Here is a 17,771-nt window from a genome sequence, read left to right on the forward strand (position 1 = left end):
CCGCTCGCCGGTCGCGGGGCGCTCGCATGTGCGGGGTTCACCGGGGGTGGTCACCGGAGGTGATCGCCTCGAAACACCGTCGAAACATCGCGGGGTGCTGTTTCACAAATACGAAACACGGGAGCCGTCCGGGTGAAACGGCCGCGCGGGAATCTGCTGGGCATTCACGGATTTCCGGCCGAGGAGGGCACCACCCGCGATGAAGATCGACACAGGCGCGACCGCCTGGCTGCTCACGGCCACGGCGATGGTGCTGCTCATGACGCCCGGCCTCGCCTTCTTCTACGGGGGCATGACGCGGGCCAAGAGCGTCCTCAACATGATGATGATGTCCTTCGGGAGCATCGTCACCGTGACCGTCCTCTGGGTCCTCTACGGGTACTCGATCGCGTTCACCGACGGTTCCTTCGTCGACGGATTCGCCGGGGGATTCGGCGCGGTCGGGCTGAAGGGCGTCGCGACGCAGGTCTCCGAAGGGCTCCTGCCGGACCAGAGCGACAACGTCCCGACGATGGTGTTCTCGGCGTTCCAGCTGACCTTCGCCATCATCACGGTCGCGCTCATCAGCGGCGCCGTCGCCGACCGCGCCAGGTTCGGCGCCTGGACGGTCTTCACCGTCGCCTGGGCGACGCTCGTCTACTTCCCGGTCGCGCACTGGGTGTGGGGGACCGGCTGGCTCAACGACCTCGGCATCGAGGACTTCGCGGGCGGCACGGTCGTGCACGTCAACGCGGGTGCCGCCGGGCTCGCGCTGGCGCTCGTCCTCGGACGGCGGCGCGGCTGGCCGAAGGAGCCGATGCGCCCGCACAACCTCCCGTTCGTCCTGCTCGGGGTGGGCCTGCTGTGGTTCGGCTGGTTCGGCTTCAACGCCGGATCCGAGCTGGCCGTGGACGGCACGACCGGCCTCGCGTTCATGAACACCCAGGTCGCCGCCGCCGTCGCCGCGGGCGCCTGGCTGCTGGTGGAGCGGTTCCGCGACGGCCACGCGACCACGCTGGGCGTCGCGTCCGGCGCGGTCGCCGGGCTCGTCGCGGTCACCCCGGCCGCCGGGTTCGTCGACCCGTGGGCGTCCGTCGTGCTGGGCGCGGTCGCCGGGGTCGCCTGCGCCTACGCCGTCGGGCTGAAGTACCGGCTCGGCTTCGACGACTCGCTCGACGTCGTCGGCGTCCACCTCGTCGGCGGCGCGATCGGCGCGCTGTCGCTCGGCCTGCTCGCCGCCTACCCGGCGCTGCCCGGCCAGCACAAGGGCCTGCTCTACGGGGGCGGCCTCCACCAGCTCGGCCTCCAGGCGCTCGGGCCCGCCGTCGTCGGGGTGTACTCGTTCGGCATGGCCTGGCTCCTCGGCAAGGCCATCGACAAGACGATCGGGTTCCGGCTCGCCGAGGAGGACGAGGCGACCGGCGTCGACATCACGACCCACGCGGAGACGGCCTACGACCTGGCGCCCGCGGGCGGCGGCGCGACCCGCGCCCCGCTCCTCGGCGCCGGTGCCCAGCGGGCCGAGAAGCCCGCCCGGCGGACCGACGAGAAGAAGGTGGAGGCCGACGCGTGAAGCTGATCACCGCCGTCATCAAGCCGTTCAAGCTGGACGAGGTCAGGGCCGCCCTGGAGGCCTTCGGGGTCGAGGGCATGACGGTCAGCGAGGCCAGCGGGTACGGCCGCCAGAAGGGCCACACCGAGGTCTACCGCGGCGCCGAGTACAAGGTGGACCTCGTCCCCAAGCTGCGCGTCGAGGTGCTCGTGGACGCCGCCGACGCCGACGACATCATCGACGTGATCGTCAAGGCGGCCCGCACCGGGAAGATCGGCGACGGCAAGGTCTGGGCCGTCCCGGTCGACACCGCCGTCCGCGTCCGCACCGGCGAGACCGGCCCGGACGCGCTCTGATGCCCGCGAGCGCGCTGGCGGCGGCGCGGGAGACCCGCGCCGCCGCCCTGGACGCGTGGCTCGCGCCCCTCCTGGAGGGGGCGTCCTCCGGCGTCGCGCTGGTCGCGGTGGGCAGCCACGCCCGCCGCGAGCTGACGCCCGGCGGGGACCTGGACCTCGTCCTCCTCCACCACGGACGGCCGGACATCGCCGAGGTCGCCGACCGCGTCTGGTATCCCGTCTGGGACTCCGGCCTCCGCCTGGACCACTCCGTCCGCACCCCGGCCGAGGCCCGTTCCGTCGCCCGCGCCGACCTGAAGGCGGCGCTCGGATTGATCTCCGCGCGCCATCTCGCGGGCGATCCCGGCCTGACGAGCGAGCTGCGCGCCGCCGTCCTCGCCGACTGGCGCGCCCATGCTCCGGTTCGGCTGCCGGAACTTTCCGTCCTGTGCCGCGAGCGGTGGAAGACGCATGGCGAGCTGGCGTTCCTCCTGGAGCCCGACCTGAAGGAGGCACGTGGCGGGCTGCGCGACGTCCACGCCATGTGGGCGGCGGCCGCGTCATGGTCCGCCCCGCCGTCCGACGCGGGGGTGAAGAATGCCTACGACCTGCTGCTGGACGTCCGTCACGTCCTGCACGAGGTCACCGGCCGCTCCACCGACCGCCTCGTCTTCCAGGAACAGGACGCCGTCGCCCACGCCCTCGGCATGCCGGACGCCGACGCCCTCCTCCGCGCCACCGCCGAGGCCGCACGCACCATCGCCTACGCCGCCGACCACCTGTGGCGGCACGTGCCCCGCCGCAGCGTCCCACCGGAGGGCGCCGGGCGGGGCGTCGTCCGGCGGCCGGTCGGGGACGGGGCGGTCGAGCACGGGGGAGAGGTGGTCCTCGCGCGCGGCGCCGACCTCGGGGACCCCGCCCTGATCCTGCGGGTGGCCGCCGCGGCCGCGCAGGCCGGGCTGCCGCTCGCGCCCGCCACCGTGGCGCGGCTGGCGGACCGGGCCGTCCTGCCGCCGGGGCCGTGGCCGCCCGAGGCCCGGGACGCGTTGGTGTCGCTGCTGGGCGCCGGGCCCGCGGCGATCGCGGTGTGGGAGGCGCTCGACCAGGCGGGGCTGGTCGTCCGGCTGCTGCCGGAGTGGGAGCGGGTCCGGAACCGGCCGCAGCGCGACCCCGTCCACCGCTTCACCGTGGACCGGCACCTGGTGGAGACCGCCGCCGGGGCCGCCGCCCTCACCCGCGAGGTCGCCCGTCCCGACCTGCTGCTCGTCGGCGCGCTGCTGCACGACATCGGCAAGGGCCGCCCCGGTGACCACTCGGTCGCCGGTGCCGTCCTCGCCCGGGACATCGCTTCGCGGATGGGCTTCTCCGGGGACGACGTCGCCGTCCTGGAGACGGTCGTCCGGCGGCACCTGCTCCTCCCCGAGACCGCGACGCGCCGCGACATCGACGACCCGGTCACCGTGCGGACCGTGGTGGACGCCGTGTCCGCCGTGCCGGGCCGCGAGCGCGACGTCCTCGACATCCTGGCCGCCCTCGCGATCGCCGACGGGAACGCCACCGGACCCGCCGCCTGGGGAACCTGGAAGGCCGGGCTCGTCGCCGACCTGGCCCGCCGGGTCAGGGCCGCGCTGTCCGGCGGGACGCCGCCCGCGCCCGCCCGCGAGCACCTTGCGCTCGCCCGGCACGACGGCGCGGCCGTACGGGTCGTCGGTTCCCGCGTGACGATCGCCGCTTCTGACCGTCCCGGCCTGCTCTGGCGCGCCTCCGGAATCCTCGCCCTGCACCGCCTGGCCGTCCGCACAGCCCGCGTAGCCTCCGAAACCACCGAGGCCGCCGGGGGCCCCGGGGTGTTCGGGAGCGCTGGATACGCCGCGACCGCGGGGGGCGGCGGGACCGCTGTCCTGGACTTCACGGCCGTCCCCGAATACGGAAGGCCGCCGGACCCCGCCACGTTGGAGGCGGACCTGCGCCGGATGCTCGCCGACCGGTTGGACGTGGCGGCGCGGCTCGAACGGCGCGAGCGCGCGGTGCGCGTCCGGCCGGGCGTGGCCGTCGCGCCGCCCAGAGTGCGGGTGCTGGACGACGCGTCCGCGACCGCCACGGTCGTCGAGGTCCGTGCCCACGACCGCCCTGGGCTGCTGTGGCGGATCGGCCGGGCCCTCGGCGCCTGCGGGCTGGACGTCCGCGCCGCACGCGTCGACACCCACGGCGCCGAGGCCGTCGACGTCTTCTATGTCGTGGACGCGGCGGGCCGCCCGCTCACCGACCCCGCGGAACTGTCGTCGGTCCGCGCGCGCGTCCTCGAAGCGCTCCACTGAACGCGGCGTCAAAGACGGAAGCCGCGACGGGGCGGGAGGCGCCCAGGTACCCGATACGCTGATAGGCGATCCCAGAAGCTTTCCAAGGACGGTCCAGACACGTGTTCGAGACGCTCTCCGACCGGTTGACGACGGTCTTCTCGTCGCTGCGCAGCAAGGGCCGGCTCTCCGAGGCCGACATCAACGCGACGGCCCGCGAGATCCGCGTCGCGCTGCTTGAGGCCGACGTCGCGCTGCCCGTGGTCAAGGACTTCATCGCGCGGGTCAAGGAGCGGGCGCGGGGCGAGGAGGTCTCGCAGGCCCTGAACCCCGCCCAGCAGGTCGTCAAGATCGTCAATGACGAGCTGATCAACATCCTCGGCGGCGAGACCCGCCGGATCCGCTTCGCCAAGAACCCGCCCACCGTGATCATGCTCGCGGGCCTCCAGGGCGCCGGCAAGACGACGCTGGCGGGCAAGCTGGCCCGGTGGCTGAAGGCCGAGGGCCACGCGCCGATGCTCGTGGCGGCCGACCTCCAGCGTCCGAACGCCGTCCAGCAGTTGCAGGTGGTCGGCGAGCGCGCCGGGGTGCCGGTGTTCGCGCCCGAGCCCGGCAGCGGCGTCGGCGACCCGGTGGACGTCGCGCGCCGCTCCATCGAGCAGGCCAGGCACGCCCAGCACGACGTCGTCGTCATCGACACCGCGGGCCGCCTCGGCATCGACACGGAGATGATGCAGCAGGCGATCGACATCCGCGACGCCGTCAGTCCCGACGACGTGCTGTTTGTCGTCGACGCCATGGTCGGTCAGGACGCGGTCAACACCGCCCAGGCGTTCATGGACGGCGTCGGCTTCGACGGGGTCGTCCTCACCAAGCTCGACGGCGACGCCCGCGGCGGCGCGGCGCTCTCGGTGCGGCACGTCACCGGCCGTCCGATCATGTTCGCCTCGACCGGCGAGAAACTGGAGGACTTCAGCGTCTTCCACCCGGACCGCATGGCGGGCCGCATCCTCGACATGGGCGACATCCTCACCCTGATCGAGCAGGCCGAGCAGGCGTTCGACGCCGAGCAGGCCGAGAAGATGACGAGCAAGTTCGCCTCGGGTGAGGACTTCACCCTGGAGGACTTCCTCGAGCAGATGATGATGATCCGCAAGCTCGGGCCCATCGGCAACCTGCTCGGGATGATGCCCGGCATGGGCCAGGTCCGGGACCAGATCAGCCAGATCGACGACAAGGACCTCGACCGGGTCGCCGCGATCATCCGCTCGATGACCCCGCAGGAGCGCTCCCAGCCCAAGATCATCAACGGCTCTCGGCGGGCCCGCATCGCCCGCGGCTCCGGCGTCAGCGTCGGCGAGGTGAGCAGCCTGGTCACCCGGTTCTTCGACGCGCAGAAGATGATGCGCCAGATGGCCGGGGGCATGGGCATCCCCGGCATGCCCGGCGGCGGGCGGCGCAAGGCGGCCAAGGCCCCCAAGAAGAAGAAGGGCAAGCAGCGCAGCGGCGACCCCCGCAAGCGCGCCGCCGGACGGCAGACCGAGGAGCAGCCCGCCGCCGACGCCGCGCCGAAGGGACTCCCGCCCGGCCTGGGCGGCGGCCCTGGCGGTGGCCCGGGCGCCCTGCCCCCCGGCCTCGGCGGTCAGCTGCCGCCCGGCTTCCAGATGCCCGACCTGGGCAAGCTCCAGGGCCGCAAGAAGAAGTAGCCCGCCACGGCAGGCGACCGGCCGTGCGCGCAGAGGAAACGCCGCGTGTCACGCCACGATTGCGCGTTCACGCCGTTCGTCTGGCAGAATGGCTGGCTGGAAACCCCGGAATCGCCAGGCGCCCTCTCTCGTCCTGCGCGTCCGGAGTCCATCGGGCGGCCGTGAGCCGGTGTTCCCCACCTGGTACGGGCCGCTCACCTCGTCATGAAGTCTGGAGTACACCACACCCGTGGCAGTCAAGATCAAGCTCAAGCGTCTGGGGAAGATCCGGAACCCGCAGTACCGGATCGTCGTGGCCGACGCGCGCACCAAGCGCGACGGCCGTGCCATCGAGGAGATCGGGCTCTACCAGCCCAAGCAGGAGCCGTCGCTCATCAAGATCGACTCTGAGCGCGCGCAGTACTGGCTCGGCGTCGGCGCGCAGCCGACCGAGCCCGTCCTGAACCTGCTGAAGATCACCGGTGACTGGCAGAAGTTCAAGGGCGAGCCGGGCGCCGAGGGCACCCTGCGCGTCGCCGAGCCCAAGGCCGACAAGAAGGCCGTCTTCGAGGCCGCGGTCAAGGAGTCGCTCGGCGACGACGAGCCCGCGGGCCCCGCCACCCGGGCCAAGAAGAAGGCCGAGCCGAAGAAGTCCGAGGCCAAGGCCACCGAGACAACCGAAGTCAAGAGCGAGGGCTGACGTGCTCGAAGAAGCGCTCGAGCACCTGGTCCGCGGGATCGTGGAGAACCCGGACGACGTCCGGGTCCGCGCCCGCCGGATCAGGGGCGGCCGGGTCCTGGAGGTGCGCGTGCACCCCGAGGACCTCGGCAAGGTCATCGGCCGAAGCGGTCGTACCGCCAAGGCCCTCCGCACGGTGATCAGCGCCCTCTCCGGAGGCCGCTACGTGCGCGTGGACCTGCTCGACGTCAACGAGGTCCGCTGAGTGGGCCCCTGGCATCACGCATGCCGGGGGCTGCTCGGCACCCGTTTCCCCACCTCCGGGGACCCTTCTGACCCAAGCACGCCCACCCCCGCCTTTCCCGTGCCACCATGCACCGCGCGTGGGCTGTCAGCCCCTGCCACCGAGCCGCAGAGCCCCCCTTCACCTGCCGCTCGACGCTTTCCTGTGCCCCGAGCCCTGGCCGGGACCACGCCGCCGGCCTACGTCGTCCCGCATCGGGACCGCTCCCTGATCGCCCCTGCACAGGCCGCCGCGATCGCCCCTGCACAGGCCGCGGCGTCCCGCGCCCGGCTCCCCATGCCACAGGCCGTGCAGAAGTCCCTCGCCCCTGCTGGCGAACCACGAAGCACCGGGATATACGCCGCCGGGCCCACCTCCCTGACCTGCGCCCTTGCCTCGAAGCCACAGTCGTATACCCCCCATCAGGCTCCCACTGACGCCGAAACGCGGAGTATCACGGCGCAACCCCCTCGGCCCGCCCATGCGCCTAGCGCCCTTGCTGTGGCGCTACACCCACGCGCCGCGCATCGGCTCCTCGCTCCCAACTCCGAGCTGCGGAGCATTGGCCCGCACGCTGCCGGTTGTGCGTGCACGTCCCACGCCCTCCCTTGGCTGCCACAACAGCACCTCGCACGCTTCGGACCCGCCCCTATCCCAGGGATGCGGAGCACTCGCCCAGAGAGGCGGAGCATTACGCCGCATTTCCCTGGACGCCCGTTCCCGCTGCGTGCCACCGCAGGGCAGCGCTCGCCTCGCACTCTGCGTTCGGACGCCGCCACGCGTCCTCACTCGCCTCGTGTCACTGCGACGCACTCCCTGCCGTGTGCCGTCGCCTCGTCCGCACGCACCGGTGAACACACCACGGCGACCCTTCGGCCTGACGCCCCCATGCGCCCTGTCCAACTGCGTGCTCCGCGGCGGGCGCTCACCTCTCGCGCCGGGATACGGATGATCGCGTCACGCACCGAAGGACGTCCCGCCATGCCAGGGATCGCCCTCGAACACGTCTCACCTCGGCAGGCCCTCCGGCGAGGCGTTATCGCAGGGCGCCCGCCGTCCTACCGCGCCTTGCGGACGCTGTGGCCTGCGTGCCCCCGCTTGACCTCGCCTGCCGTAACGCGAATCCGCCGGTCGGCCGCTGCCGCCCGCCCTATCTCGGCGCATACCCCATGCCCGGGCGCGACGGGCTCTCACCCCACTCGCGTGGACGGTGCGCGCCCGCCGATCCACACGACCCCCGTCGGTGCTGGCGGGGTGTGTAGGGGGCGCAGCGTGCGGCGGGAAAGGATGGAGCGGTCCGGATGAACGAGAAGATCGTGGTGGGACGGATCGGACGCCCGCACGGCGTCCGTGGCGAGCTCACCATCGATGTCCGCACCGACGAGCCCGACACCCGGTTCGCGGCGGGCACGGAGATCGCCACCGACCCCGCCGACGCCGGGCCCCTCACCATCGAGCGCGCCCGCTGGCACTCGGGACGGCTGCTCCTGCGCTTCGCCGGAGTCGACGACCGCGACCGCGCCGAAGACCTGCGCGGCACCTGGCTCGTCGTCGAGCAGGACGACATCGCGCCGTCCTCCGACCCCGACGACTTCCACGACCAGGAACTGATCGGGCTCGCCGTCGTCACCGTCGACGGGACCGGAATCGGCCAGGTCGCCGAGGTCCTCCACCACGGCCAGGACCTCCTGGTCGTGCGTGGCGCCGCAGGCGAGAAGCTGGTCCCGTTCGTGTCCGCGCTCGTCCCGGAGGTGGACGTCGCGGGCGGGCGGCTCGTCATCAACCCGCCCCCCGGCCTGCTCGACGAATCATGAAACTCGACATCCTCACGATCTTCCCCGAGTACTTCGCGCCCCTGGACGTCTCGCTCCTCGGCAAGGCCCGGCGGAACGGGCTCCTGGACGTCCACGTCCACGACCTGCGCGACTGGACCCACGACCGGCACCGCACCGTCGACGACACCCCGTACGGCGGGGGGCCCGGGATGGTCATGAAGCCGGAACCTTGGGGTGAGGCAATTGACTCCATCGCGCCACCCGGCCCGGCGCCCCGGATGATCGTCCCCACGCCCAGCGGACGCCCCTTCACCCAAGCCCTGGCGGTCGAGTACGCCGCCGAACCCTGGCTGCTCTTCGCCTGCGGGCGGTACGAGGGCATCGACTCCCGCGTCGTCGAGGAGACCCGCACCCGCATGACCGTGGACGAGGTCAGCCTCGGCGACTTCGTCCTGGCGGGGGGAGAGGTCGCCGTCCTGGTCATGGTCGAGGCCATCGGGAGGCTCCTGCCGGGCGTCCTCGGCAACGCCGACTCCGTCACCGACGACTCCTTCGCCCCCGGCGCCATGGAGTCGCTCCTGGAAGGCCCCGTCTACACGAAACCGCCGATCTGGCGAGACCGCCCCGTCCCAGACGTCCTGCTGTCGGGACATCATGGCGCGATCGCCCGGTGGCGCCGCGACGAGGCCCTGCGCCGCACCGCGCAGAACCGGCCCGAGCTCCTCTCACGCCTGGACCCCCGGGCGCTCGACGATCGTGATCGGGACGTCCTGCGCGAGGCCGGTTTTCCGGTTGACGCCGATGGTGTGGCAGACTAGAGCGTCCGTGCCCATGAGAGCGCACGGGCACCCGAAGACCGCTTCCCGCGGCGCGACGCCCCCACGAAAGACCCATCGGGGCCTCTCGGCGCCCGCGTTCGACCATGAGGAACCGCTGCGATGCACACGCTGATCCAGGAGATCGAGAAGGCCGCGATGCGCGCCGACGTCCCGGACTTCCGTCCGGGCGACACGCTGAAGGTGCACGTCCGCGTCACTGAAGGCAACCGGAGCCGTATCCAGGTCTTCCAGGGCGTGGTGATCCGGCGGCAGGGCGGCGGCGCCCGCGAGACCTTCACCGTCCGCAAGGTCAGCTACAGCGTCGGCGTCGAGCGGACCTTCCCGCTCAACAGCCCCTCGATCGACAAGATCGAGGTCGTCACCCGCGGCGACGTCCGCCGCGCCAAGCTGTACTACCTGCGCAACCTTCGCGGGAAGGCCGCCCGCATCAAGGAGAAGCGCGACTTCTGAGCCATGGCCGCCTCAACGCCCCGGGAACCGCGAGCGGTCACCGGGGCGTTGCCCGTTTCGGACGAAGATGAACGGCACTGTCCCGGCGACACGCCAAGGGGTGGGGCTCCCGGGCCCCGGCGCCGCTAGGCTTTCGCTCTGATGACTGACGAGGACGATCGGAGAGACGTGCGATCCGAAGCCGAGGGCGCGGTGCCCGAAGATGAGCAGACCGTGACCTCCGCCGAGGAGGCCGAGGAGACGGCCGAGGACGACGAGTCCCCCGAAGAGGACAAGGGCACCAAAAAGAAGAAGCCGGGCTCGTTCTGGAAGGAACTCCCGGTCCTCATCGTGGTCGCCGTCGTCCTGGCACTGGTCATCAAGGCGTTCGCCGTGCAGGCCTTCTACATCCCGTCCGGCTCCATGCAGAACACCCTCCAGGTCGGCGATCGCGTCCTCGTCAACAAGATCGTCTACCACACCCGCGACATCGCGCGCGGCGACGTGGTCGTCTTCAACGGCCTCGACTCCTGGGACCCCGAGACCCAGGTCAAGGAGCCCGGCAACCCCGTCTCCAAGGCCCTGCACGCCGTCGGCAGCGCCTTCGGTGTCGCCCCGAACGAGAAGGACTACATCAAGCGGGTCATCGGCATCCCCGGCGACCACATCAAATGCTGCGACGCCCAGGGCCGGGTCACCGTCAACGACGTCCCGCTGGACGAGAAGTCCTACCTGTACACCGACCCGATCACCCACGAGCAGAACAAGCCGTCCAACGATCCCTTCGACGTCACCGTCAAGGAGGGCCAGCTCTGGGTCATGGGCGACCACCGCGAACTGTCCTACGACTCCCGCTCCCACCGCGGCGACCCCGGCGGCGGCACCATTCCCACCGACCGCGTCATCGGCCGCGCCTTCGTCATCGTCTGGCCCCTGAACCGCCTGGACACGCTCCCGATACCCGGCACGTTCAAGCAGGCGGGCTTCAAGGCCAGCGCCATGGCCCTCCCCGCCACCCCCTTGGCCCTGGGCATAGTAGGCGCCTTCCCGGTCACCTACCTGCTACGCCGCCGCCGCCTCAAATAACCCCCTCCCCTCCACGCGCAGCCCAAGCAACACCCTCACCCCCAACCGGGCCCTAACCCACCCTCCCAACCCCGGGCCCGAACCCCGCCCACCCACACCCACCCGCCAAACCCCGCCGCCCCAACCGCCAGCCCCCACCAAGCCACGGCCCCGTGCCCCGACGGCCCCCAAACAACCCCTCCCAACCGCCCCCACGTCCACGGCCAATCACATCCGCCCCCCCAAACCAGCCCCCTCATCACCAGCAGAACCGCCCCTCCCTCCGCCATCCCACCGACATACAGGCGTGCCGGGGCCTCACGGCGGGCCTCACGGCGGGCCTCACAGCGGGGCGTCAGTGCCCCTCTGGCTGTGCGAGCGAACCTCCTTCCAGGAGTTATGTGGGCTGATGTTGCTGCGGGCACGGCAGACGGGTTGCTGCCGGTCCTGAGGGCTGGACGTCGGGCTACGAATGTGTGCCTCTCGACTCGTCGGCCGACAGGTTCAGCGGCGGGGGTGCGGGAGAGGGTTCGTGGCGGTCTGAGCGTGATCGTTGACATGTCGGAGAAGGCGGGAATCGGGAGCAGCTTGGGCTTCCGGCGACGTACGCTGCGGAGCATGAAAGGACGCCCGCTTCGCTTCACGCCGCGCCGTGACGCCGGTCTGCATGGTTACGAGCGCGCCTTGCAGCATGCCGGATTCAGTCCCGTGGCAGGGGTGGACGAGGCGGGGCGGGGCGCGTGCGCCGGTCCCATGGTCGTCGGTGCGGTGATCTTGCAAGGGGGACGCGGCAAGATCGAGGGGCTCAGTGACTCCAAGCTCCTGACCCCGGCTCGGCGTGAGGAGTTGTACGCGGAGATCACCAAACGCGCGTTCGCGTGGAGTGCCGTTGTGATCCCCTGCTACGACATCGACCGGATCGGTCTCCACCGCTGCAACATCGCAGGGATGCGGCGGGCCCTGGCCGCGCTCGACAAGCGCCCGGCCTACGTGCTGAGTGACGGTTTTCCGGTGCCCGGCCTGGAGGTCCCCAGCCTCGCAATGATCAAGGGAGACCAGGTGGCGGCTTGTGTGGCCGCCGCCTCGATCGTCGCGAAGGTCACCCGAGACCGCATCATGGTCGATCTCCACGATCGCTACCCCGAGTACGGCTTCGACGTCCACAAGGGTTATGTGACTCGGGCGCACGGTTCGGCGCTGGCCGAACACGGACCGTGTCCTGAACATCGCTTCTCCTACGTCAATGTGCGTGCCTTGCGTAACAATGGAGCGGTGGCCTTGAGAGAGGAGACCGACGGGGAGGTCCCTGACGAAGGCCGTACGGAAGGGGCACGAGCGTGAGCGCCGAGGATCTCGAGAAGTACGAGACCGAGATGGAGCTACAGCTCTATCGGGAGTACCGGGACGTCGTCGGGCTTTTCACCTACGTCGTCGAGACCGAGCGAAGGTTCTACCTGACCAACTCGGTCGACCTTCAGGTCCGCAGCGCCGACAACGGTGAGATTTTCTTCGAGGTCACGATGCAGGACGCCTGGGTCTGGGACATGTACCGCCCCGCCCGCTTCGTCAAGAACGTACGTGTTGTCACGTTCAAGGACGTCAACGTCGAAGAACTGGCCAAGAGCGACTTCGAGCTCCCCTCGGATCAGTAGTCGGTGCACCTCCCTCGCACTTGATCTTTCGCTGTAGCCGTAAAGAGTCGGCTGGCCCCGGTCCCGCTGCGGGCGGACCTCGCTGGCTAGTGGCCGCGATACTGCCCACTCGGCTGCCCGCAGCACTCGGTGGCCTAGAAGCTCGCATCCCTGGAAGCTCAGAAGCCCTGGAAGCCCGGAGCGGCCGGGTCCCGGCCCTCAACCTCCGGCATGTAGGTTCCTGCAACCGGGGTGAAATCTCGCCGTCGAAGTGTGCGGCCTGAAAGCTCGGAGGCCTGAAAGCTCGGAGGCCTGGAGGCGCGAAGCTCGCCCTCAGTGCGCGGCCTGAGACTCGGGGGCTTGAAAGCCCGGGGGCCTGGAGACTCGGGGCTGAGGGCCCGAGGGCTTGAAAGCTCGGGGTAGCCGGGTCCTCAACCTTGGCATGCGGGATGCCTTCAACCGGGGGACTTGCCGTCGAAGTGCGCGGGCTGAAAACTTGGCGGCCTGGAGAGTTGGAGCTTGCCGGCTTGAGGGCGTGAAGCTCACCCTCAAGTGTGCGCAGGCTGAAGACTCGGGGGCTTGGAAGCCCGGGGGGCTGGAGCTCCGGCGGCGTGAACGCCCGGGGGGCTGGAGCCCCGGGGGCGTGAACGCCCGGGCTTGGAATCTCGGGGCCAGGTGACTCGGCCTCATCCCCTAGAGGTTCGGTAGATCCGGGTGCCTTGTCAGGTGGGCGGCCATGACGGTGTGGGACGCCGCCGCTCGTCGCGCTAGGGGGCTCGTTGCTGCGGTGAGTGCATGCCTCCATCCGCCGGTGTGTTGCCGAGGCCGTGATGTTGTGCGTGCGGAAGTCTGGGGTTGGGTGTACTGGCGTAGGGCGGAGTTGGTGGTCGCCCTGTGCGCCATGGGTGTCCAAGTGACCGCCGGGCTGTCGGGGTGACGGCGGGCTGGACGCGAGTGGGGTGTTCTGGGGTTGTGGCATGGGGTCCTCCGGTTGGGTTGGAGAGCTACTTGGGTGATCTCGCCTGTTTCGTCAGGCGCCAGCCGACCGGGGCGCGTTCCACGAAGCCGGAGGCGGCCAGGAGGCCCAGCTTGGCGTTGACGATGTGGGGGCCGACGCCGACCTTCGCGGCCAGTTGGGAGGGACCGGTGGAGCCGCGGGTGGGCATGGCCTCCAGGACCGAGCGGGTGAGCGGTTCCAGACGGTCGCGGGGCAGGACGGGTGTGTGCGGTGGTGGGGCGAGGTCGGTGCCGATGAGGCCGACGGCCTCGATGACCTCTTCGGGTCTGGTGACCAGGATCGTGCCCTCCTCGCGTAGGAGTTTGTGGGCGCCGACCGACGCTCGTGAGGTGATCGGGCCCGGGACGGCCATGACGACGCGGCCGAGTTTGCGTGCCCAGGTGGCGGTGTTCAGGGCGCCGCTGCGGGCCTCGGCCTCGACGATGAGGCTGCCTCGGGAGAGGGCGGCGATCACACGGTTGCGGATGAGGAAGCGCAACCGGTTCGGGGGCGCGCCCGGCGGCGATTCGCTCACCAGGAGCGAGCGTTTGGCCATCTCGGCGAACAGGCCCTCGTTGGAGGCCGGGTAGGGGACGTCGACGCCGTTGGCGAAGATCGCGATGGTGGGGCCGTCGGCGGCCAGGGCGCCGCGGTGGGCGGCGGCGTCGATGCCGAGGGCGCCGCCGGAGATCACCGTCCAGCCCTGGTCGGCCAGGTCGGACGCCAGGTCGGCGGCGACGCGCAGGCCGTAGGGGGACGCGGCGCGGGACCCGACGATGGCGACCGAACGCAGGCATGCGTAGCGGAGGTTCTCGGGGCCGCGAAGCCACAGGGCGTAGGGGCGGTTGTCGGCGAGGTCGTCCAGTGTGGTGGGCCATTCGGGGTCTCCCGGGCAGATGAGGCGGCCTCCGAAGCGGTCGCAGACGGCGAGGTCCTGGTCGGGGTCGATGGTCGCCAGGCGGACGCGCCACTGGTCGAGGCGCTGGAATTCCTTCGCGGTGACGGTCAGGTCGTCGGGAAGCCGGGTGGTGCGGATGACGTCGAGGGCCTTCTCCGCGCCGGAGTGGTCGAGGATCCGGTTGAGGAACGCGTCGCCTGGTTCCGCGATCGCGGTGAGGGCCGCGCGGGCGTTTCGTTCGGCGTTCATGGGCGGGACCACAGGGCCAGGGCGCCGCCGATGTCGTCCGCGTCGGGTTCGTCGTGGCCGGACAGGTCGGCGATCGTCCAGGCGACCCGGAGAATCCGGTCGAGGCCCCGGGCGCTGAGGGTGCCGCGCTGGAGGGCGTCGTCGGCCGCGTACATCGCCTCGGGACGAGGGGTGAAGCGGCGGCGCAGTTCCGGCCCGGGGATCTCGGAGTTGGAGCGCCAGGGGGTGTCGACGAGGCGTTTGGTGGTCCTCTCCTTGGCGAGCAGTACGCGTTCCGCGACGACCTTGCTGGACTCCGCGAACTCCAGGTCGTACCGGAGTTCGGCTCGGCTGGCCGGGGACAGTTCGAGTTTGAGGTCGATCCGGTCCATGAGCGGGCCGGAGATCTGCGAGGTGTATTTGCGGCGGACGCCCGGGGCGCAGGAGCAGTCGATCTGTTTGGCGGCGGCGCAGGGGCAGGGGTTCGCGGCGAGGACGAGCGTGAACCGCGCGGGGAAGGTGGATGTGCCCTCCGCTCGCGAGATCCTCACCTCGCCCGCTTCAAGGGGCTGGCGTAGCGCATCGAGCGTTCCGTTCTGGAACTCGGGTGCTTCGTCCAGGAAGAGGATGCCTCGGTGGGCCAGTGAGACGGCTCCCGGTTGGAAGGTGCGACCGGAGCCGCCGCCGACCATGGAGGCGCGGGTGGCGGTGTGGTGCGGGGCGTAGAAGGGTGGTTGGAGGATCAGGGGTTGCCCGGGTGGGAGGGTTCCCGCGACGGAGTGGATCGCCGTGACCTCCAGTGCGGTGTCGGGCTCCAGCGGCGGCATCAGCGTCGGCAGACGTTCGGCCAGCATCGTCTTGCCGCATCCGGGCGGTCCGGAGAAGTACAGGTGGTGCCCGCCGGCCGCGCTGATCTCCAGTGCCCGGCGCGCCTCGGCTTGGCCTCGGACGTCGGCGAGGTCCATGTCGGGGCGGGCGCCGGGGCGGCGCAGTGCGAGGCCGTCGGAGGGGGCGGAGAACAAGGCGGGCTCCTCGTCCTCGATGGGCGGCGGTTCGTCGCGCAGGATGCACAGGAGGCCGTGCAGGGTGCCGGCGGCGACCACCTCCATGCCCGGGACGAGTTCGGCCTCCGCGGCGTTCGCGCGCGGCACGACCACCGTGCGGCAGCCGGCGTTGGCGGCCGCCAGGACGGCGGGCAGGACACCGGAGATCGGACGCAGTCGGCCGTCCAGGCCGAGCTCGCCGATCAGCACCAGGCCCGCACAGGACTCGGCGGGGATGGCCTCCGCGGCGGCGAGTAGGGCTACCGCGATCGCGACATCGAAGGTCGAGCCCTTCTTGGGCTTGTCGGCGGGACACAGGGAGACCGTGACGTGTCTGTTGGGCCAGTCCTCCCCGGAATTGAAGATCGCGGCGCGGACCCGGTCGCGGGCCTCGCTGAGCGCGGTGTCGGGCAGTCCGACCAGGTGCAGACCGGGGACCCCGCTGGTGATGGCGGCCTCGACGTCCACGACCGAGCCTTCCATGCCCACCAGGGACACCGAGCGCGTTTTGGCGAGCGTCATCAGCACACCTCCTTCAGGTGGTCGACCGAGAAGCCGTCGCCTTCGGCGACCAGGCCCAGTACGTCCACCCGCATGAGGGTGCGGCCGACGCCGTGGCTCGTGGCCCACTGCCAGGCGAGCAGCCTTAACCGGGCCGCCTTGGCCGGGGTGATCGCCTCCAGCGGATCGCCGTACCGCGCGGAGCTGCGCGTCTTCACCTCGAAGACGACGTGCCGGACGCCGTCGTAGGCGACGATGTCGAGCTCGCCCTGGCCGCAGCGCCAGTTGCGGTCGAGGATCGTCCAGCCGAGTTTGGTCAGGTAGTCGGCCGCCGCGTCCTCACCGCGTCGACCGAGGCTGATGTGGGTTGTCATGACCTCACCTCCGGTCTTCGACGGTGCCGGAGCCGCGGACCGTCCGGAAGTAGAACGACGTTCTGTGGATAGAGCCGGCGATCAATCGCGGCGGATCACCTCAAACCGGCGTTGGTGCTTGCTTCGGCCGCCCGGTTGCCGCAGCGTGGCGGCTGTGAGCAACCCCTTGGAGGAGGCCGTCCTGGAGTTCGGCCGTCACCTGCGCGCCGAACGGGACGTGTCGCCGCACACGCTGCGCGCATACCTCGGCGATCTGAACGACCTCTGCGGGTACGCGGTCAGTGTCGGGGTGACGGAACCTGCGGGGTTGGACGTCTCACTGCTACGTGCGTGGCTCGCCCGCCAGCACGCCCTCGGACGCTCCCGCGCGACGCTCGCACGCCGTACCGCCGCCGTGCGGACGTTCACCCGGCACCTGCATCGGCGCGGGCTCTTGGAGAATGATCCGGGGCTGCTCCTCGGCACGCCGAAGCGCGCGCGAGACCTGCCTGGCGTCCTCACCCAGGACCACGCGTCCCGGCTCTTGGACGAGATGGACGTTCAGGGGCCTGTCGGCCTTCGGGATCTGGCCGTGCTTGAGACCCTTTACGGCACGGGCGTGCGGGTCAGCGAACTCTGTGGGCTGGACATCGACGACTTGGACACCGAGCGCCGCACCCTCCGCGTCCTGGGGAAGGGCGGGCGTGAGCGCACCGTTCCGATAGGGGAGCCCGCAACCCGGGCCGTCCAGGACTGGGTGCGCGCGGGACGGCCTCGGCTGGCCAACGAGCACAGCGGGCCGGCCCTGTTCTTGGGTATTCGCGGGCGACGCCTTCACCCGACGACCGCCCGCAGGGTCGTCCACGCTCGGATCGCCGAGGTCGGTGAGGTGCCTGATCTGAGCCCGCACGGCCTGCGGCACAGCGCGGCCACCCATCTGCTGGAGGGCGGCGCGGACCTGCGCAGCGTCCAGGAGATCCTCGGCCACGCGTCCTTGCAGACCACTCAGCTCTACACACACGTATCGGCTGAGCGGCTCAAGCAGGTCCATCGCCAGGCGCATCCCCGCGGACAGAAAGAACCTTGAGGGGCGGGACGCCGGTTCCCTGCCCGATTGCTACGCGGCATTTGCCGCTCAGGCGCTGTGCGCAGATCCGCCCCTCTCGCGGAGCGGTGATTGCTGTTGCTCGATGGGGCGGTTC

At 71.1% G+C, this 17,771-nt stretch carries 16 protein-coding genes; 13 read left to right on the top strand and 3 right to left on the bottom strand.

Translation table 11 applies throughout. The features are described 5' to 3' along the window. The first annotated feature begins 199 nt into the window (after nucleotides 1–199). From K2F47_RS04610 to K2F47_RS04665, 12 genes are all read left to right on the top strand, one after another. The gene (locus tag K2F47_RS04610) at nucleotides 200–1,552 is read left to right on the top strand and encodes an ammonium transporter (RefSeq protein WP_242901404.1); all 1,353 of its coding nucleotides are present in this window, start codon (nucleotides 200–202) and stop codon (nucleotides 1,550–1,552) included. Then, entirely contained in the window at nucleotides 1,549–1,887 is a 339-nt protein-coding gene (locus tag K2F47_RS04615; protein ID WP_242901406.1) for a P-II family nitrogen regulator, read from the top strand. The genes K2F47_RS04610 and K2F47_RS04615 overlap by 4 nt, the downstream gene beginning before the upstream one ends. Continuing rightward, nucleotides 1,887–4,184, top strand: a complete 2,298-nt coding sequence (locus K2F47_RS04620) for a [protein-PII] uridylyltransferase (RefSeq protein ID WP_242901408.1) — start codon at nucleotides 1,887–1,889, stop codon at nucleotides 4,182–4,184. Before K2F47_RS04615 ends, K2F47_RS04620 begins: the two co-directional genes overlap by 1 nt. A gap of 101 nt (nucleotides 4,185–4,285) precedes the next feature. Beyond that, nucleotides 4,286–5,869 carry a signal recognition particle protein gene (gene ffh, locus K2F47_RS04625; protein WP_242901410.1) on the top strand — a complete coding sequence of 528 codons (1,584 nt, stop codon included), beginning with the start codon at nucleotides 4,286–4,288 and terminating at the stop codon, nucleotides 5,867–5,869. A gap of 229 nt (nucleotides 5,870–6,098) precedes the next feature. Then, the gene (rpsP, locus tag K2F47_RS04630; protein ID WP_242901412.1) at nucleotides 6,099–6,548 is read left to right on the top strand and encodes a 30S ribosomal protein S16; all 450 of its coding nucleotides are present in this window, start codon (nucleotides 6,099–6,101) and stop codon (nucleotides 6,546–6,548) included. 1 nt (nucleotide 6,549) lies between these two features. Next, nucleotides 6,550–6,792, top strand: a complete 243-nt coding sequence (locus K2F47_RS04635; protein ID WP_021598307.1) for an RNA-binding protein — start codon at nucleotides 6,550–6,552, stop codon at nucleotides 6,790–6,792. Nucleotides 6,793–8,111: 1,319 nt separating this feature from the next. Then, nucleotides 8,112–8,624, top strand: a complete 513-nt coding sequence (gene rimM / locus K2F47_RS04640; RefSeq protein ID WP_242901414.1) for a ribosome maturation factor RimM — start codon at nucleotides 8,112–8,114, stop codon at nucleotides 8,622–8,624. After that, nucleotides 8,621–9,403, top strand: coding sequence for a tRNA (guanosine(37)-N1)-methyltransferase TrmD (trmD, locus tag K2F47_RS04645; protein WP_242901416.1), 783 nt, complete (start codon nucleotides 8,621–8,623; stop codon nucleotides 9,401–9,403). Before rimM ends, trmD begins: the two co-directional genes overlap by 4 nt. A gap of 120 nt (nucleotides 9,404–9,523) precedes the next feature. Next, the gene (gene rplS / locus K2F47_RS04650) at nucleotides 9,524–9,874 is read left to right on the top strand and encodes a 50S ribosomal protein L19 (protein WP_067461562.1); all 351 of its coding nucleotides are present in this window, start codon (nucleotides 9,524–9,526) and stop codon (nucleotides 9,872–9,874) included. Nucleotides 9,875–10,042: 168 nt separating this feature from the next. Beyond that, nucleotides 10,043–10,939, top strand: a complete 897-nt coding sequence (gene lepB, locus K2F47_RS04655; protein ID WP_242901418.1) for a signal peptidase I — start codon at nucleotides 10,043–10,045, stop codon at nucleotides 10,937–10,939. A gap of 597 nt (nucleotides 10,940–11,536) precedes the next feature. Then, a complete protein-coding gene (locus K2F47_RS04660; RefSeq protein WP_242901420.1) occupies nucleotides 11,537–12,259 on the top strand; it encodes a ribonuclease HII in 723 nt (240 codons plus the stop codon). Beyond that, nucleotides 12,256–12,570 carry a DUF2469 domain-containing protein gene (locus K2F47_RS04665; protein ID WP_131900840.1) on the top strand — a complete coding sequence of 105 codons (315 nt, stop codon included), beginning with the start codon at nucleotides 12,256–12,258 and terminating at the stop codon, nucleotides 12,568–12,570. The genes K2F47_RS04660 and K2F47_RS04665 overlap by 4 nt, the downstream gene beginning before the upstream one ends. Nucleotides 12,571–13,553: 983 nt before the next feature. Here the strand turns inward: K2F47_RS04665 and dprA are convergent. From dprA to K2F47_RS04680, 3 genes are read right to left on the bottom strand one after another with little or no spacing between them, the layout of a single operon-like run. Beyond that, nucleotides 13,554–14,693, bottom strand: coding sequence for a DNA-processing protein DprA (gene dprA, locus K2F47_RS04670; protein WP_242901422.1), 1,140 nt, complete (start codon nucleotides 14,691–14,693; stop codon nucleotides 13,554–13,556). Then, nucleotides 14,690–16,237 (bottom strand): YifB family Mg chelatase-like AAA ATPase, encoded by a 1,548-nt coding sequence (locus tag K2F47_RS04675; RefSeq protein WP_242901424.1) that lies wholly within the window; start codon nucleotides 16,235–16,237, stop codon nucleotides 14,690–14,692. Before K2F47_RS04675 ends, dprA begins: the two co-directional genes overlap by 4 nt. Next, a complete protein-coding gene (locus K2F47_RS04680; protein WP_242901426.1) occupies nucleotides 16,237–16,590 on the bottom strand; it encodes a YraN family protein in 354 nt (117 codons plus the stop codon). Before K2F47_RS04680 ends, K2F47_RS04675 begins: the two co-directional genes overlap by 1 nt. A gap of 154 nt (nucleotides 16,591–16,744) precedes the next feature. Here K2F47_RS04680 and K2F47_RS04685 point away from each other — a divergent pair, with 154 nt between their 5' ends. Then, complete coding sequence (locus K2F47_RS04685; RefSeq protein ID WP_242901427.1) at nucleotides 16,745–17,656, top strand: tyrosine recombinase XerC; 912 nt, start codon at nucleotides 16,745–16,747, stop codon at nucleotides 17,654–17,656. The last annotated feature ends 115 nt before the right edge of the window (nucleotides 17,657–17,771 follow it).

The organism is Actinomadura terrae (assembly GCF_022751215.1).
Taxonomy (GTDB): Bacteria; Actinomycetota; Actinomycetes; order Streptosporangiales; family Streptosporangiaceae; genus Spirillospora; species Spirillospora terrae.

Bases quoted from the DNA above. Each gene is read 5' to 3' on its own strand.
- K2F47_RS04610 (WP_242901404.1), top strand. From the start codon at position 200: ATGAAGATCGACACAGGCGCGACCGCCTGGCTGCTCACGGCCACGGCG.
- K2F47_RS04620 (WP_242901408.1), top strand. From the start codon at position 1,887: ATGCCCGCGAGCGCGCTGGCGGCGGCGCGGGAGACCCGCGCCGCCGCC.
- rimM (WP_242901414.1), top strand. From the start codon at position 8,112: ATGAACGAGAAGATCGTGGTGGGACGGATCGGACGCCCGCACGGCGTC.
- trmD (WP_242901416.1), top strand. From the start codon at position 8,621: ATGAAACTCGACATCCTCACGATCTTCCCCGAGTACTTCGCGCCCCTG.
- rplS (WP_067461562.1), top strand. From the start codon at position 9,524: ATGCACACGCTGATCCAGGAGATCGAGAAGGCCGCGATGCGCGCCGAC.
- K2F47_RS04660 (WP_242901420.1), top strand. From the start codon at position 11,537: ATGAAAGGACGCCCGCTTCGCTTCACGCCGCGCCGTGACGCCGGTCTG.
- dprA (WP_242901422.1), bottom strand. From the start codon at position 14,693: ATGAACGCCGAACGAAACGCCCGCGCGGCCCTCACCGCGATCGCGGAA.
- K2F47_RS04675 (WP_242901424.1), bottom strand. From the start codon at position 16,237: ATGACGCTCGCCAAAACGCGCTCGGTGTCCCTGGTGGGCATGGAAGGC.
- K2F47_RS04680 (WP_242901426.1), bottom strand. From the start codon at position 16,590: ATGACAACCCACATCAGCCTCGGTCGACGCGGTGAGGACGCGGCGGCC.